Annotated in this window: 14 protein-coding genes and 1 pseudogene; 8 read left to right on the top strand and 7 right to left on the bottom strand. The window is 40.5% G+C overall.

Annotated features, from left to right (window positions below):
* Window positions 1-810 precede the first annotated feature (810 nt).
* On the bottom strand, window positions 811-1,428 hold the full coding sequence (locus CYAN7822_RS25440) for a serine O-acetyltransferase (RefSeq protein ID WP_013325131.1): 618 nt from the start codon (window positions 1,426-1,428) through the stop codon (window positions 811-813).
* A gap of 131 nt (window positions 1,429-1,559) precedes the next feature.
* Between CYAN7822_RS25440 and trmFO the strand changes: the two genes are divergently transcribed.
* The 3 genes from trmFO (at window position 1,560) to CYAN7822_RS25450 (ending at window position 3,379) form a co-directional block, all read left to right on the top strand.
* Window positions 1,560-2,900: an FADH(2)-oxidizing methylenetetrahydrofolate--tRNA-(uracil(54)-C(5))-methyltransferase TrmFO gene (gene trmFO / locus CYAN7822_RS25445; protein ID WP_013325132.1), complete on the top strand. Its 1,341-nt coding sequence runs from the start codon at window positions 1,560-1,562 to the stop codon at window positions 2,898-2,900.
* A gap of 2 nt (window positions 2,901-2,902) precedes the next feature.
* Window positions 2,903-3,025, top strand: coding sequence for a hypothetical protein (locus CYAN7822_RS40235; protein WP_013325133.1), 123 nt, complete (start codon window positions 2,903-2,905; stop codon window positions 3,023-3,025).
* Window positions 3,026-3,136: 111 nt separating this feature from the next.
* Window positions 3,137-3,379: a hypothetical protein gene (locus CYAN7822_RS25450; RefSeq protein ID WP_013325134.1), complete on the top strand. Its 243-nt coding sequence runs from the start codon at window positions 3,137-3,139 to the stop codon at window positions 3,377-3,379.
* Window positions 3,380-3,531: 152 nt separating this feature from the next.
* On the opposite strand, the gene CYAN7822_RS39635 is transcribed toward CYAN7822_RS25450, so the two are convergent.
* The 5 genes from CYAN7822_RS39635 to CYAN7822_RS36960 form a co-directional block, all read right to left on the bottom strand.
* On the bottom strand, window positions 3,532-3,858 hold the full coding sequence (locus CYAN7822_RS39635) for an AAA family ATPase (RefSeq protein WP_049802644.1): 327 nt from the start codon (window positions 3,856-3,858) through the stop codon (window positions 3,532-3,534).
* A gap of 16 nt (window positions 3,859-3,874) precedes the next feature.
* Window positions 3,875-4,129 carry an AAA family ATPase gene (locus tag CYAN7822_RS39640; RefSeq protein WP_041933389.1) on the bottom strand — a complete coding sequence of 85 codons (255 nt, stop codon included), beginning with the start codon at window positions 4,127-4,129 and terminating at the stop codon, window positions 3,875-3,877.
* A gap of 51 nt (window positions 4,130-4,180) precedes the next feature.
* Complete coding sequence (locus tag CYAN7822_RS25465; RefSeq protein WP_013325135.1) at window positions 4,181-4,543, bottom strand: DUF2237 family protein; 363 nt, start codon at window positions 4,541-4,543, stop codon at window positions 4,181-4,183.
* Window positions 4,544-4,546: 3 nt separating this feature from the next.
* Window positions 4,547-6,433 carry a CocE/NonD family hydrolase gene (locus CYAN7822_RS25470; protein WP_013325136.1) on the bottom strand — a complete coding sequence of 629 codons (1,887 nt, stop codon included), beginning with the start codon at window positions 6,431-6,433 and terminating at the stop codon, window positions 4,547-4,549.
* A 210-nt stretch (window positions 6,434-6,643) separates the two neighbouring features.
* Complete coding sequence (locus CYAN7822_RS36960) at window positions 6,644-7,603, bottom strand: GatB/YqeY domain-containing protein (protein ID WP_013325137.1); 960 nt, start codon at window positions 7,601-7,603, stop codon at window positions 6,644-6,646.
* 251 nt (window positions 7,604-7,854) lie between these two features.
* Between CYAN7822_RS36960 and CYAN7822_RS25480 the strand changes: the two genes are divergently transcribed.
* Window positions 7,855-8,145: a (2Fe-2S) ferredoxin domain-containing protein gene (locus tag CYAN7822_RS25480; RefSeq protein ID WP_013325138.1), complete on the top strand. Its 291-nt coding sequence runs from the start codon at window positions 7,855-7,857 to the stop codon at window positions 8,143-8,145.
* 10 nt (window positions 8,146-8,155) lie between these two features.
* On the opposite strand, the gene CYAN7822_RS37950 is transcribed toward CYAN7822_RS25480, so the two are convergent.
* Window positions 8,156-8,314 carry a hypothetical protein gene (locus tag CYAN7822_RS37950; RefSeq protein ID WP_157871849.1) on the bottom strand — a complete coding sequence of 53 codons (159 nt, stop codon included), beginning with the start codon at window positions 8,312-8,314 and terminating at the stop codon, window positions 8,156-8,158.
* 396 nt (window positions 8,315-8,710) lie between these two features.
* On the opposite strand from CYAN7822_RS37950, the gene CYAN7822_RS25485 reads away from it, so the two are divergent.
* The 4 genes and pseudogenes from CYAN7822_RS25485 (at window position 8,711) to CYAN7822_RS25500 (ending at window position 16,067) form a co-directional block, all read left to right on the top strand.
* Window positions 8,711-10,198 carry a serine/threonine-protein kinase gene (locus tag CYAN7822_RS25485; protein WP_013325140.1) on the top strand — a complete coding sequence of 496 codons (1,488 nt, stop codon included), beginning with the start codon at window positions 8,711-8,713 and terminating at the stop codon, window positions 10,196-10,198.
* 282 nt (window positions 10,199-10,480) lie between these two features.
* Window positions 10,481-11,657 (top strand): annotated as a pseudogene (gene sat / locus CYAN7822_RS25490) (sulfate adenylyltransferase).
* A gap of 207 nt (window positions 11,658-11,864) precedes the next feature.
* Window positions 11,865-14,309 (top strand): caspase family protein, encoded by a 2,445-nt coding sequence (locus tag CYAN7822_RS25495; protein WP_013325143.1) that lies wholly within the window; start codon window positions 11,865-11,867, stop codon window positions 14,307-14,309.
* Window positions 14,310-14,417: 108 nt separating this feature from the next.
* A complete protein-coding gene (locus CYAN7822_RS25500; RefSeq protein WP_013325144.1) occupies window positions 14,418-16,067 on the top strand; it encodes a DUF6930 domain-containing protein in 1,650 nt (549 codons plus the stop codon).
* Window positions 16,068-16,105: the final 38 nt, after the last annotated feature.

A 16,105-nucleotide genomic window follows, 5' to 3' on the forward strand; every position in this document is an offset into this window, starting at 1 on the left:
CGAAAAGTCTGGGTCATGCAGAGGACTTGTTTTCAACTCAGGTTAATTCTAGCTGTGTCTCTACTTTTTTTAATCTGTGTCAGCAGCAATTAAATCAGCATTAATGAGCTTGCCAGTTTCTCCTGTCTGCACTTCCAGGTTAGCTAAGTTTCCCCACTTTATCTTCTCCTCAACTCTGGGTTTTTACTGTATTGTCTGCTACATTCTTATCCGAATTTTTAACGACAACCAAGGGCCATTAATTCTAAATTTTTGCTAAAGTTTTGCGTAAAATTTGCGTTTTTGTGTTTTGAGCTTGTTGCCTGTTGCCTCGACCAAAATCGATGACTTTAAATGAGAAAAGTGCCTGGGAGTCTTTCCGTGTTTCGACCCCAAGCACTTCTCTACTTTTTTCCTCACACCACACTTTTGCCTTACCTTTAAATATACAGTAGAAACACTGTTGAAATTATTGAGGTAGACAGTTTGGCAACTGGACTACTCTCTTAACTTACCACACCCCGCACTGGAATTTTTGTTCAAAAACGCTCATCATTCACCCTACTGGGTGAAGTGAGTTGCCCAAAAGCTGGACTATCGTATGTATAGAACTGATTGAGGAGAGGTGAAAACCTCACTCTGAAAAAGAGCTAGTAAAAAACACCTAAACAAAACACTCCTCACTCCTCACAAAAACTCCTCACACACTGAAGCAACAAGGCCGCCGATGCAACGGCGGTTTTTTATTTGGGTATTTTATATCTTCAGGCAAAAATCCTAACATCCTAGATCCGTAAAATCAATTAGAATTTTTGTACTATTTTTTAACCGTTATAAATCTTGCTTCACCTGAACGCCGTCTTTTTTGATGATATAAGCTGGAACTCCCACCACAACGCAATTACTCGGGACATTTTTCACTACTACAGCATTAGCCCCAACGGTAACATTATCGCCGATTTCAATGGCTCCAATCACTTTAGCTCCAGCCGTAATCCTGACATTATTGCCAATTTTCGGACGACCACTTTTATCTTTATAACCGATGGTCACCTGTTGATTGATCCAACAATTTTCGCCTATATCCGCCATAATGATTGTACTAAAGCCATGTTGGATAAATAACCCCGCCCCAATATTACATGAATTATCCAAAAAAAAGTAGGGGCATTCTTGATAAATAACTTTCAAAATATAAGATAAAAATCGACCCGAAAAGTTGCCTTTAAATAATCTAAAATAATAGAGATTTCTAAATTCTTTAGGGGTTTGAAGTAAAAAAAGTAATTGGAGAAAAAAAGAACGTTCAAGAAGCCCTAAAGCCTTTTCCCACGCTAGAACATCCGCCTTAATTAGGTGTTTTTCAGTGGTCAGCCAAAAAGGAATTAATAAAGGAGATAAACGAATAATGTTTAAATAAAAGAAAATTTCTCGGAAAAACTGTTTCATAAATCATGAGGAAGTGAGCTACAGTGAAAAGGGAGCCACTCGACTTAGACAATATTTTAGTATAAATGTGGAGCAGCAACGCCCCACAATAGAATCAGTAGTCTAATGACAAATCACCAACCCAGACATTCATGACTAAAACAGTTCAAGTGATCGGAGGCGGTTTAGCCGGTACAGAAGCGGCTTGGCAAATTGCCCAGGCGGGAGTACCTGTTATTTTATGGGAAATGCGCCCTGTGAGAACCAGTCCGGCTCATCATAGCGCAGAATTAGCCGAATTAGTCTGTAGTAACTCTTTTGGGGCAATGGCATCCGATCGCGCAGCCGGGTTACTGCATGAAGAGTTACGCCGCCTTGGTTCTGTTATCATTGGCACGGCGGATCAACATTCTGTCCCCGCCGGCGGAGCTTTAGCCGTAGATAGAGGCGTATTTAGCCGCCAGTTAAGCGAAACTTTAGCCAGTCATCCTTTAATTGAATTACGACGCGCAGAAGTGACAGAAATTCCCAGAGAGGGAGTAGTAGTTCTCACCACCGGACCCTTAACCAGTCCGGCCTTAACCGAAGACTTACAACGCTTCACCGGCATGGAATATTTTAGCTTTTTTGATGCGGCCAGTCCGATTATAGTCGGAGAATCCATTAATACAGAGATTGCTTTTAAAGCTTCCCGTTATGATAAGGGAGAAGCCGCTTATTTAAACTGTCCCATGAACCGAGAACAATATCTACAGTTTTGGCAAGAATTATCGGCGGCTGAACAAGCAGAATTAAAAGATTTTGAACGAGAAACGGCTAAATTTTTTGAAGGATGTTTGCCTATTGAAGAGTTAGCCAGACGAGGCGAAGAAACCATGCGTTTTGGTCCGCTTAAACCGGTAGGACTTTATGATCCTCGCTACGGAGATCAACGTCCTTATGCAGTGATTCAACTGCGTCAAGAAGATAAAGCCGGCCAATTATGGAATATGGTCGGGTTTCAAACTAATCTAAAATGGGGAGAACAAAAGCGAGTTTTTCGGCTGATTCCTGGCTTAGAAGCGGCTGAGTTTGTGAGAATGGGAGTAATGCACCGCAATACCTTTATTAATTCTCCTCAATTACTCGGTCCCTCTTTACAGTTTAAAAACCGTCCTACCCTGTTAGCAGCCGGTCAATTGGTGGGAACGGAAGGATATACCGCGGCCGCGGCCGGTGGATGGTTGGCCGGAACAAATGCGGCTCGTTTGGTGTTAGGATTAGAGCCGGTGACTATGCCCGTAACAACCATGATGGGGGCCTTGTTTGATTTTATCAGTTCCGCTTCCCCGAAACATTTTCAACCCATGCCGCCGAATTTTGGCATTTTACCGGAGTTTACTACTCGTATTAAGAATAAGCGTGATCGCTATGGAAAGTACCGCGATCGTTCTTTAGAAGACCTTGATGCTTGGCGCACCGGGTTACAAATCCGTTCGCTGGTGGGGACTTAGTTATGGTTTCTCTATCAAAAAAGCTTTCTTTAGATGAGTATTTAATTTTTGATGATGGGACTGAGCGGCGTTATGAACTCGAGGATGGGTTTTTATTAGAAATGCCTCTAGCTACTTTTTGCTGAAGTTATTTTAACTGTTCAAGAAGTGTTGGCGGCTTAAGGGTATTATAAAAAAACCCCCTTATTAAGGGGGGCTAAAGAATAACTAATAGAAGAAATTAAGATAAGTAGACGATGAAAGATCAGTTTATTAAGTGGCTAAATCGGTTTTTGGTGTTTGATGTTTTTCTGGTGATCTTCGGCTTTTTTTGGTTTGCGATCGCGGTTTTGGCTCGTTCGATAGGGGTTGACTTTGGCTTCGATTTGTGGTATAAGCTCTGGCAACCCTTGTTTAATCCGGCCATCGGGATTTTGTTTTTAGGAGCGTTTGTGAGTTGGGGCGTGAATAAGATTAGTGAAAGGTTTAAGGCGAATTAGAGTTTATAGTTGTCCGTACCCTTAGCCCAGATGAATATAGATGAATGTGGATAGGATAAATAAGTTTTAAAGTTTTTTTCTTATTTTCCCCCCCTTAATAAGGGGGGTTGGGGGGATCTATTCTGATATTTTTGCTTTCAACCACGAGAATATTACTCACCTCTTAACCCGACTCCTTTTTCATGTTCAAGGGCATAATCTAAGGTTTCCATATCTCGCTTAATACCGATAATTTGATGGGTTTTTGGATGCCTTGCCAGTTCGATATAAGCGGCTTCTTCTGGGTATTCTTTTAAACCCACATCGGCAAAAGCTTTGATCATTTCTAAGCTGTGAGTTGTGGCAAAAATTTGAACGTCTAAGGCTTTAGCTAGTTTGAATAAGTGTAACCAAAATTCTCGTTGATTTAGGTAATGTATGCCGTTTTCTATTTCATCGATTAAAAGAATTCCATTTTTAACGTCAATTAAGTTGATCACGATTTCTATTATTCTGTTAAGAGCATCTCCGAAAAGAGAATTTATTCCAAGTTCTCTCAGGAAAAGCTTTACTAAAGCTTAAAAACTCCTTTCTAAGCCGCATCAGAAACAAAATCCCTGTAGGCAGAGGCGCATGAAACAAATACAAAGCTTCTAACAAAGCCGTTTTCCCTGAATTATTCTTACCGCCAATTAAATTAACCCTTTCAAAACCCGAAATTTTAGTATCTTCAAAACATCTAAAATTCTCGATATCAATTTCTTCTAACATATAAAAAAAGCATCTTGAAAATTAAGCGATTAGGAAACATACTTAGTATTATTAAAAAGCGTGTTGTTTTAACTCACTCAGAGAAACCACCTCAAGAGCGCGAGCATGAGTTGATGAGAGGACGACAGGAGGAGCAACACCCGCATCAAAAGCCTCTTTCCAACGAGACGCGCATAAACACCAACGATCACCCGGTTTTAAACCCGGAAAACGATAATCTGGCCGAGGAGTGATCAAATCATTGCCTCTAGCTTTAGAAAATTCTAAAAATTCTGCGGTTACTACCGCACAAATAACGTGAGAACCAAAATCTTGCCCACCGGTGCGGCAAAACCCATCTCGATAGTATCCTGTCAAAGGATCATTACAGCAGAGTTCTAGAGGTTCCCCGAGTACGTTTCTTGCGTCTGTCATCGTTTAGTCCTGATTTTCTTCGGCTATAGGAAGTATTATACCTGATGGGTAATTAGCATTACGATAAAGGCTAATTATAGGAGGCGGTGATACCTTTGGTGTTAAAGTGTTGTCTTGATCGGCACAGGTAATAGCGACCCGAATACGATTTCCTTTGCGGAAAATATAAGAGATCGGGTGCAAGTCAAAAATTAACTCCACCGGATTGTCCGGCAAATTGATGATATCTTCGGCAAAACTTCGATGATAAGGTATCCCTAAGTTATTAAACAAAGGATTAGATATGCTTCGATGCGATGCTCTAAGAACTCCTTCAGTAACATAACAGGAATTTCCTTGATCATCGATTTCTTCCAAGTAGACAAAAAAATCGCCATCAGGATGTGTTGAAGTAATCCAAAGGTGAACGATCGGATGGCCGGTTACTTCAGTATCTAGAGACAAAAGATTTGTCGTGTAAGTCAATGCCTTTTCATCATTAAATTTCAGATTTGGGTATTGAAAAGCTCCTCCATATACATTTGCCCACCTTGTTGTTGTGCCAGATGTGGTTGTATAGTCAACCCTGTAATGATCTTGCCCCTCGTTAGTCATGGGAAACTCAGAACTTAACAGTCCATCATTGACAGAATTTACGGTTTCATTGTGTTTCTCGTGAAAATAGTATCGCTTTTCCTTGACATTAGGTATTGGCCATTGCCAGGCGGCTCTCCATTCTTCCCCTTTGGCAGCGCCCATTACGTAGTAATATATAGGTGCTTCCTCCATGACTTTGTTATCAATTCCCTTGAGCCAGTAGTCATACCAACGCAAATGTTCACAAGCAAAATCTAAACCATCAGTATTTAGATGAGACCAAGGGCCAATGACAATTTTTTGGGGATTATTGAGGTTATTAAATAATATAAGTGCATCCCGACACCAAGCATCATACCAACCGGCTAAATGGTAAATAGGAATATTTGATTGTTTGATTTCTTCAAGGTATCCAGAAGGACTACAGTCTGTATATATTTGGATATCGGATATTTGATCTGTGCTATCTCGAAAAGATAAAGAATCAAAAAACTCAAAAATATTTCTATTAGCTTTGTGTTCTTCTAAGGCTTTCATTAACATTGAATAATCATGATCTTGGTCAACGGGAGCAGCAGGTTGATTTTTATCCAATTGTTCTAGCTCGTCACCCCAAACCTCTGCAAATTTATGGCGAAATATCCCTCCTGGATAAACAAAATCATATAGATCGAATAAAGCCATTTCTGGGAAGATAGCTTTTAAGTGAGGCGGCAATGTACTGGCAGCCATATATTGAGTTATACCCATATAAGACATACCGAACATCCCTATACATCCGTTAGACCAAGACTGTGCGGCAAACCACTCAGTAATATCGTAAGCATCCCGTGTTTCACTTGGAGAAAAAGGAAACTCACTTGTTCCATAAGATGCTCCTCCTCCTCTAACATCTACAACACATATAATATAACCGTGAGCAATTAATCTTTTCAGCCAACCCCTTTTATCTAATTGTGTATTTAATTTGGTATTATTTTCGATAAAAGTAATATATTTAATGAAAATCTTAGACCAAGAATGTTTAGCAAAAAATTTTTTCAAGCGGCCAGCTTGTACATCGGCTCGATGATATCGATAATGAGTCCAAATTACAGGGAGAGGATCGATAACAACTTTTCCGTTTTTTACCGGTCGGAATAGATCAAAGGCTAACTTAGTTCCATCTCGTACAGTTAAATATTGAGATGTTCGTATCCATTTATTATAAAGAGGTTTTGAGTATCCATTATATTTATTGAATTGGGGCCTAAGTTTTTCTTTTCTAAAAAACCTTAAAATAACACGCCGCACTTGCTTAACTATTTTATTCATTCTGCTTTTTCTCCTTGAATTAATCTAGTACGGATGAGTTGTTACCAGGACAATACCGTTATCGGTTTTGCCAATTTTCCCTAGCTCTGAACTCATCCATAGAAAAAGGCTCATAGTACATCAAAGTCTTAAATTTTAAGGAATATGAGCTTTAATGTACTTTTTTGTAGCCAGGTAAATCGATTAAATAATTAGCTAAAAAAATCAAGTTTACGTTAATTTTTCTTTAACGATGGCTTGAATTTGTTTACCGTCTGCTTGACCTTTCAGTTGTTTCACGGCTACTCCCATCACTCGACCCATATCTTTAGCCGAGGTCGCCCCCACTTCAGTAATAATTTGATCGATAATTTCCTTCAGTTTCTCTTCAGAAAGTTGAGCCGGTAAATAAGTTTCAATGATGGCTAATTCTAGGGCTTCTTTTTCGGCTAAATCTTCTCGACCCCCTTTTTTAAACTGTTCTATAGAGTCGCGTCTTTGTTTTGCCTGCTGCGCGAGGAGTTCTATTTCTTGTTCAGGGGTGAGGGTTTCTTGTCCTGAAGGACGCAGCGCCACTTCTTTTTCTAGCAAGGCTTTTTTAATGCTTCTAACCGTTTCTAAGCGAATTTTATCTTTAGCTTTCATGGCTGTTTTGATATCTTCCCCGAGTCGTTCTTTAAGTCCTACAGGGGTTTGACTCTCAGAACCAACGGCGGCTGATGTGTCTGCTGTGGCCGCTTCTTGTTCAATGACGGATGTATCTTCATGAGTTACACTAGCTTCACTTTCGGCGGCAGGAGAAGGTTCTTGTTGTTGTACCTCAAAGGTTTCGGCGGCTGTTGGGGGTTTTATTGGTGGCACCGCCGAAGCATCTATAGGAGACTCAAACAATTGAGGAGAAATGAATTTTTCCTCAGACAGTAGTCGAATTACTCCTTGGTCTAGATTTTTTTTTCCTTTCTGCTGGGACAGTTCAACAATACGAGAACCGATGGAATTGCCGATTTTTTCGGCTTGTGCTGTAGAAGTAAAGGTATTTTCGCGAATTTTTGCTAAAAATACCTCTAATTCTTTGTTTCCGTTCTTCGTTGCTGAGTTAATTCCATTGAGAGATACAACTTTTTTGAGGCTCTTTTTGAGTACCTTTAGGAATTTTGACTGATTTAGGCTACTTGGATAAAGTTGAGTCATTTAATGTACCTCTTACCAGTTGACCAATTTGTCTAAACAAAAATCTGTTTCTAGTGTAACTAGCTCATGGTTCCACAAAAGGTTAATAAAGCTTATATTAAGAAACTCAACTGTTTTATTGTTGCTATCAGCGCTAAAACTTCAAACCCTACCTGTTGCCTAATCTTAATGAGCAACTTAAATGGGTGAGCGCTTATTACCTACCTTGCCCGGCTTACAATGAGGAATGGGGACAACTGAAGAAATAGACCATGCAATCAAACTCTGGTATAAAAGTTTTAATCTGTTGCAATCGAACCTGCCGCAAATCGGGTTCATCTCGAATTTTTGAAATATTTAAAACTAATCCAATTCCCGAAGTTGAAGTGATAAAAGTCGGTTGCTTGGGAGAATGCGGCAATGGTCCAATGGTCTTAATTTTGCCAGAGGAGATTTGGTATTGGCAAGTTCAACCCGATGAAGTCTCGATGATTATTCAAAAGCATCTTAGGGGACATTCTCCCATTAAAACAATGCTGTATCCGAAATTTCACCACAATTAAATCGGTGTAATTATTCTAAAGTCCAATGACAATATAGTTTTCCGTTTTTGTCTTTTAACCACTTGCCGACTAATCGGGTTTTATCAGAATCTTGAGCCTCATTTAACTGACTGATGGCAACTGAATCACTAGCAGAATTCCCGTTAGAAAAGGGTTTTACAATCAGCATTAAAAACATATTTTCTCTCCCCCTTTTGTATTGCTATTGGAAAAGGTTAAAGTCTTTTTAGTTTTTTCTTAATCTCCTATTAACATAATACCCTTTTTCTCATAAAATAATATCAAGCTATTACGAAAGTTCATAAATAAACCCGAGCATCTAACTATTGGTTTAACCAAACCTAAATCCTCTTCATCAATTTTCTCACGGGCTTTCCGAAGAAATACTTAAATTGTCAAAACTCCCTAAAAAAAATCCGTATTTTTGGCGAAGCCTAAGCCACTTTTTTTTTATTTTTGAGTAGATTTATAAACATTAATTAACATTTGATTAATCTTTACCGACAAATAACAAAAACATGGGGGACAATAGAAAAAAACCGAGGTTCTATCGCCCAGTTAAAAAATGATGAACATCAGTCAGTGTATAAATCCTGATTGTCTAGCCAAAAATCCCCCAGAACATAAGTTTTGCTTAAAGTGTGGAGCCAAATTACTGCTACGGGATCACTATCGAGCCGTTCGCTATATAGGGGAGGGAGGTTTCGGACGTACTTTTGAAGCCGTTGATGAAGATAGACTCAATACTCCCTGTGTGATTAAGCAATTTTTACCCTTTCAAGGCGGTACACAATCTCTCAATAAAGCGACAGAACTTTTTAAAAGAGAAGCTGAACAACTACGAGAATTAGGAAAACATCCCCAAATTCCGGATTTATTATCTTATTTTGAACAAGATGGCCGACTCTATCTAATTCAGGAATATATAGAAGGGCAAGACTTACTTAAAGAACACCAACAAGGACGCTTTAGCGAAGCCAAAACCCGACAATTATTAAAAGATTTATTGCCGATCCTACAATTTATTCACCAAAAAAATGTCATTCATCGAGATATTAAGCCAGAAAATATTATCCGTCGTCTAGATGGCTCTTTAGTGCTAATTGATTTTGGTATTGCCAAGCAATTAGACTTAAGCGGAGCAAGCCGCATGGGAACCATTACCGGAACTCTCGGTTATGCTGCCCCTGAACAAATGCGGGGAGTTGTGCAGCCAGCCAGTGACCTTTACAGTTTAGGATTAACGGCGATTCGACTTTTAACAGGATGTTTACCGGACGATGGAGCAATAGATCCTTTATACGATCCCATTGAAATGAAATGGGTTTGGTGGCAATGGGCAAAGCAGAATGGAATCAATGTCAGTTCTCAATTAGCCAAAATTTTAGATAAAATGGTACGAGAGCGGATGAAAGAACGTTACCAGTCAGCCGCCGAAGTTTTAGAAGTATTAAACCGAGAAACCACAGAATTTTCTAAAGGGACAGTCATTCAAAACGAACCGGTTTCTTTACCTCGTACTTATCAAGAAGCATCTGCCAAGAAAGTTAGCACCTTATCTCAATCTCAAGTCTTACCGAAATTATCCGTTAAACTCTATTCATCCTCGGGGATGGACTATGGACAGCTTCATGATTTATTAGTAGAGGGAAAATGGGAACAAGCCAATCGAGAAACCGCCAAAGTAATTTTAAGAGCCGCCGGTCGAGAAAAACAAGGACGTTTAGTCGACACTAGAGGGCTTTGTACAGAAGATCTTCAAATTATTGATCAGTTATGGGTACAAGCTAGTAAGGGACGCTTCGGTTTTAGTGTACAGAAAAGACTCTGGTCTTTGTTTAACTTTAAAGATGATTCAGCCACCGAACAAGATTTAGGCCGGATTTTAGGATGGTTTCAAAAAGGAAAATGGCTCAATTATGGAGATTTACAATTTTCTATTGATGCTCGTGAAGGACATTTACCGGTTGTTTGGGGAATATCCCGCGTAGATGACTGGGCAGGAGTATTTTATTTTCTTTCAGAGATTATTAAGGCTGGTTTGTTAGACTAAATAGACAGATAAAAGATCAATAAACGTTAAGGCGAATTTAACGAGCAAGAGTGAAAAAAGAGGTATGCAAGATAACTGTTGCCGCCAGTGGGAACGCGCAGCGCCGATCGCAGTTTGGAACGTTTAAAAACTTTGGCAGTCAAAATAAACAGCCGAGTGAGCAAAAATATCACTAGCTAATCGAGCCTGAAAAATAATAAGGTGAGAAAACTCGCATAACAAATCACTTAAAAATAATCCCAGACCTTGGTAGGATAAATCCTGACAGTTAGAATAATCCCTATGAGTATACAGACAGTAAATGGTATTGCACCTCACGGTGGTCAATTAGTCAATCGTGTTGCTACTCCCGCCGAACGAGACGAATTTCTCGAACAAGCGGATCGCCTTCCCCGAGTTCAACTCGACGAACGGGCAACATCGGATCTAGTCATGATTGCTATTGGCGGCTTTAGTCCTCTTCATGGCTTCATGGAATATGCAGACTATGAAAGTGTTGTAGAAGATATGCGCTTGACTAATGGTTTGCCTTGGACAATTCCCATTACCTTATCTGTACCCGAAGAAGTGGCAGACCCGCTTAAGGAGGGTAGTTGGATTCGTCTAGACGATAGCGAAGGGCGATTTATCGGCGTACTAGAATTAACGCAAAAATACCGCTATAACAAAGCTCACGAAGCTATTCATGTCTATAAAACTGATGATCATCAACATCCCGGGGTAAAAGTTGTTTATGAACAGGGCCCTATTAATCTAGCTGGTCCAGTTTGGTTACTTGAGCGCGATCCTCATCGAGAGTTTCCCAAGTATCAAATTGATCCCGCCGTATCGCGTCAACTGTTTCAAGAAAAAGGATGGCAAACCATAGTCGGGTTTCAAACTCGTAACCCCATTCACCGCGCCCATGAATATATTCAAAAATGCGCCTTAGAAATAGTAGATGGTTTGTTTCTTCATCCTTTGGTGGGAGCCACTAAAAGTGATGATGTGCCGGCCGATGTGCGGATGCGCTGTTATGAAATTATGTTAGACAAATATTTTCCCCAAGACCGGGTATTATTAGCGATTAATCCCTCAGCTATGCGCTATGCTGGTCCAAGAGAAGCCATTTTTCATGCTCTAATTCGCAAAAACTATGGCTGTACTCACTTTATTGTGGGTCGAGACCATGCCGGCGTAGGAGATTATTATGGGACTTACGATGCTCAATATATTTTTGATGAATTTAAAGCTGAAGAAATAGGCATCGTACCGATGAAATTTGAACACGCTTTTTATTGTACTCGCACTGGACAAATGGCAACGACTAAAACCAGTCCCAGTACAAAAGAAGAACGGATTCATTTATCAGGGACAAAAGTACGGGAAATGTTACGACGGGGTGAATTACCCCCCCCCTGAGTTTTCTCGCCCAGAAGTTGCGGCTGAATTAATTAGAGCAATGGAAAAACAATCTTAATGAGTCAAGAGTCAGTAGTCAATAGTTAATAGTCAATAGTCAATAGTCAATAGTTTAATTGTTGTTGCTCAAAGATTAAACCCATAAGATCTTTGTGATGACTAATGACGAATAACTCATGACTAATGGGCACAAGCGGAGTGCCCCGACTATTGACTGCTGACCAATAACTCATGAAAACTACTAATAATAATTAAAAATGGGAGTATGGGACTGGATCGGCGAACTTTTTTGCAACAGGCTGGAAGGGCGTTATTGGCTCTAGGAGTCAGTCAAACAGGATTATCATTTTTAAATCTTAATAGTCGGATAGGCTCTAAAATCAATCGCTTTACCCGCGCTCTAGCGGAACCCACTCCCCGTAAATTAGCTTTATTGGTGGGAATTAATGAATATGTTGATGGTGAAAATTTAAAAGGATGTATCACAGATGTAGAACTACAGCAAGAACTTCTGATTCATCGCTTTGGGTTTGTGCCATCTGATATCGTCAGCTTAACCGGAGAACAGGCCACGCGCGAAAAGATAGAGACAGCTTTTTTAGAACATTTAATTCAACAGGCCCAACCGTCAGATGTGGTGGTCTTTCACTTTAGCGGTTATGGTTCTCGGGTAAAACTGCCAACTAACCCACAAACTAAAGCCCTAGATAACCCAACAGACTTTAAATGGGTTAAGAGTTTCATTCCTAAAGATGGCATTTTTCCCACTGAAAAAACGCCCCTGATGAACGGTCTGCTGTTTGACTCTTTAATGCTTTTAGCTGAGTCCCTGCCAACCGAGAAAATAACTCTAGTGCTTGATACCAGCCATGACAGTAGCGGCCAACTTTTACAAGGCAATCTGAGAACTCGCTCTTTAAGCTCAAAAAATGCCAATTTCAACCGGGAAGAGTTAGCGTTTATTGAGCAGTTGCAAGAGAAAGTTAAAGGATTTCAAAATAGCCGCAAAAACTCCCCCTTTACCGGGGTGATTTTGAATGCAGCCAACAACGATCAAATGGCCGTAGAAATCCAAGGAAATAATTGGAGCGCTGGATTATTTACTTATGCCCTGACTCAGTACCTTTGGCAAGTGACCCCGGCCAGTAATATTCTCATCACGCTTTCTAAAACAACACAACAAGTCGCACAGTTGATGGGACCTCAACAGGTTCCCACTCTTAACAGTAACAGTAAAAGTCAACTCAACGGTTTAGCCTATCATCTGATGCCCTCGTCTTCAATGGGCGCAGAAGGCGTTTTAACGAAAATTGTTAAAGCAGACAACAAAATTACCACCGCCCAAGTCCGCTTAACCGGACTCCCGCCCACAGTGGTACATAATTATGGACTAAACTCTCGTTTTAAATTAATTGGGGAACCCAACAAGTTAGCCGCTTCGACCCCAGATACATCACTGACCACTCAGACAACAGAAGACATCATTGTACAAGTCGCTTCACGAGAAGGATTAACCGCAACGGTTGTTCCTTTAGAAAAGAGCGACAAAACAGATTTTACCGACAAAATAGGGCAAAAAATTCAAGAATCCCTCAGAGTTTTCCCGCGTCATCTAACCCTCGTGGTGGCCTTAGATCAAAGTTTAAAAAAAATTGAACGAGTGGATGCGACGAGCGCGTTTTCAGGGGTGGGAATCGTTGCATCGGTGATTAATGCGGGGGAAAACTTCGCTGACTGTCTGTTTGCTAGAGTGGATCTGCCGAAATCACCTAGCGGCTCTGAGGATTCGGGTTCATCAGTTCCCGATTCAGCCTCGGTTACAGAAACCATCGGTTATGGACTATTATGGTCCGGCGGCGGCCTCATTCCCAATACGGTTGGAAAAGCTAATGAAGCGGTTAAATCAGCTATCCAACGCTTAACCCCCCAATTACAAACCCTTTTAGCCGCTAAATTATGGCGCTTAACCCTCAATCAAGACTCATCCGGATTAGGCGTTAGTGCTACCCTCGAAAAAATCACTTCAACCCCTCAACCGTTAATTTACCGTCAAACCCGCCGAGTGGCAGACTTGGCCTGTAACAGCCAAAAGGCGACTAATTCTCTCTCTTTAATGTCTGATTGTCCACAAGCATTATCCAGCAGCCTAATGGGACAAGTAAATTCAACTCAAGCACAAGAAATAGAAGCATTACCAAAATTATCCATCGGCACCCCAATACAATATCGTCTGCAAAATTGGAGTGAGCAGCCGATTTATTGTCTTCTGTTTGCTCTCGATGCCAGTGGAAGCGCAATTACCCTCTACAGTCCCCAACCCATTCGTCAATCTGCCCCGGCTCAAGATCATTTAACACCCCTAAAACAGCCGGTTATAGAAGCCGGCAAAAGTTTGATTATCCCTCAGCCTTTAGGAGATCTATATTGGAGAGTTTCAGGACCACAGGGGTTAGTAGAAGTGTTCATTGTTTGTTCCCTGTTACCTTTTGAAAAAACCCTACAAGCTTTAGCCGCTAAACAATCCCTCAGTGGAGAACAAGAACAAATCTTAACCTTACCCAATCCCCTAGAAGTGGCTCAAGCTTTATTAACCGATTTACATACCACCAGCGCGATTAAAATGAATATCAACGGAATTTCAGCAGATAGCTATGCTCTTGATGTTAATGCCTGGGCAACTTTAAGCTTTATTTATCAAGTTGTCGAGTAAGTCGATACAATAGAAAAACGAAGGACAGAGTAAGCCGGGCGGGCAACAATCTAACCTTATCCCACCATTCACAACTGACCTCTAACAACTACCAACAAATCATTGATAATGAACATTCTCCCTCAGACGACTCGACGTCGCCTTCAAAAAATACAACAAATTCCCAGCGTCTGGGAAGGAGATCGTCGTTCCTTATCGGGTTTGAAATCGACATTAGACCCGAACTCAGAAGGTAATGGAGAGTGCATCATATGGGTAGATGGCTCAGAAGGCTTTGTGAGAGCAATGGATGTCGTTTCTCCTGAGATGGGACCAGAAGCAATTGTTCGTACTCTTTTACGAGCCATTGAAACTCCTCACAGTCCTGCTAAACCGGCTCGACCTCAAAAAATTGTGGTGCGTTCTCGAGAAACTCAGTTTTTTTTACGAGGCGCTCTGCAAAATCTTGATATTACCATTGATTATGTGCCAGAATTACCCCTGATTGATGAGCTTTTCCGGGGTTTTGAGGAAATGAATAATGCTAGACCGCCAGCTATTCCTGCGGCTTATGAACCTCTGCTCAGACAAAGCGCTTATGAGATTTGGCAAGCTCAACCCTGGAATGTATTAGCTGACCACGATATTTTAGCCATAGAATTAAATAGTTGCGGCATTGAAACCCTCTACGCCTGTATCATGGGAATGCTCGGGCGAGAATATGGCATCATTCTTTATCGCTCCCTTGAGTCCCTCAAACAATTTCGTATAGCGGCTATAGAAGAAAAATCCGCTAATCGTTTAGAAAAAGCTTTTTTATCTCAAGATTGTTGGTTCTTAAATTTTGAATCAATTTTTGATTTGGATGACGATGAAGATGAAGATGAAGATGAGGATGACGATTTTGATCTAGCCGATTTACCCACCTCAGAAATTCGACCTCTGTTTGGCAGTGTCCATCCTTATGAAGGCATTAGACCCTTTTTAGATGAAGAAGAATCCATCGCGATTTATCTGGGTTTACAGGCAATCTTACAGTTTTTTGAGTGTCATGAATCGGATTTAGATGAAGAGACAATTAGTGAAATTAAAAACACTTTTGAAGTGCCCCTGCCGGCTGAAGATAAAACAGAACAATTAATTTCTATTACAGTCTCGACTCTACCTCAGCTATCGAGTGAGTTAATCGAGATGATAGAAGACTCAGAAGATGATGAAGATAACGACAAGCTTCAGGTTCCTCTTCAAGATGATTTAGTACCGGAAAATTCTTTCCTCAGTCTGGGGATGGTTCCCTGGGATTTGATAGAGGATATTCAAGACCGCAGTAAAATCTATTACCAATCTAAAGAAATTTCTCCTAAAGGTGATGGATTACCGGTAATTATGATTCAAACTTCTCGCCCAAAAGCGAAAGAGTTAATTAATAAAATTCTTGACTGTGGCGGACTAGAATCAGTGTGCTTTAATCCGGGAGAAGATCCTTTTAGCGGCAATCATTATGATTTAGGAATTCTTCAGATGGTGGATGGAAGCTTGTATCTTTTTGGCGAATTTTTAGCGGATGATCCTGAACATATTCAAGCCCGCCGGAAATGGGAAAATCGCTGTCAAAAAACGCAAGGTTATTGTGGCTTAATTGTGGCTATGGGAGTCACGGGTTCTTCTCGGGGAAATCCTCAACTGAATGATATGATGGCTCTGTTTGAAACCAAAGCGGTTGATAGTAAAGAGTTAGCAATGGGAGTCTTACAGTTGATGCCACAGTTTGATTTTTAACGTTAAATATGGAGTCAAATAAAAATGTATTGTGTATC

The sequence above is a fragment of the Gloeothece verrucosa PCC 7822 genome (assembly GCF_000147335.1).
GTDB lineage: Bacteria > Cyanobacteriota > Cyanobacteriia > Cyanobacteriales > Microcystaceae > Gloeothece > Gloeothece verrucosa.

Bases quoted from the DNA above. Each gene is read 5' to 3' on its own strand.
- CYAN7822_RS40235 (WP_013325133.1), top strand. From the start codon at position 2,903: ATGGTTTCTCTATCAAAAAAGCTTTCTTTAGATGAGTATTTAATTTTT.
- CYAN7822_RS25480 (WP_013325138.1), top strand. From the start codon at position 7,855: ATGCAATCAAACTCTGGTATAAAAGTTTTAATCTGTTGCAATCGAACC.
- CYAN7822_RS39640 (WP_041933389.1), bottom strand. From the start codon at position 4,129: ATGTTAGAAGAAATTGATATCGAGAATTTTAGATGTTTTGAAGATACT.
- CYAN7822_RS25440 (WP_013325131.1), bottom strand. From the start codon at position 1,428: ATGAAACAGTTTTTCCGAGAAATTTTCTTTTATTTAAACATTATTCGT.
- trmFO (WP_013325132.1), top strand. From the start codon at position 1,560: ATGACTAAAACAGTTCAAGTGATCGGAGGCGGTTTAGCCGGTACAGAA.
- CYAN7822_RS25465 (WP_013325135.1), bottom strand. From the start codon at position 4,543: ATGACAGACGCAAGAAACGTACTCGGGGAACCTCTAGAACTCTGCTGT.
- CYAN7822_RS36960 (WP_013325137.1), bottom strand. From the start codon at position 7,603: ATGACTCAACTTTATCCAAGTAGCCTAAATCAGTCAAAATTCCTAAAG.
- CYAN7822_RS25450 (WP_013325134.1), top strand. From the start codon at position 3,137: ATGAAAGATCAGTTTATTAAGTGGCTAAATCGGTTTTTGGTGTTTGAT.
- CYAN7822_RS25485 (WP_013325140.1), top strand. From the start codon at position 8,711: ATGATGAACATCAGTCAGTGTATAAATCCTGATTGTCTAGCCAAAAAT.
- CYAN7822_RS25495 (WP_013325143.1), top strand. From the start codon at position 11,865: ATGGGACTGGATCGGCGAACTTTTTTGCAACAGGCTGGAAGGGCGTTA.
- CYAN7822_RS25500 (WP_013325144.1), top strand. From the start codon at position 14,418: ATGAACATTCTCCCTCAGACGACTCGACGTCGCCTTCAAAAAATACAA.
- CYAN7822_RS25470 (WP_013325136.1), bottom strand. From the start codon at position 6,433: ATGAATAAAATAGTTAAGCAAGTGCGGCGTGTTATTTTAAGGTTTTTT.
- CYAN7822_RS37950 (WP_157871849.1), bottom strand. From the start codon at position 8,314: ATGCTGATTGTAAAACCCTTTTCTAACGGGAATTCTGCTAGTGATTCA.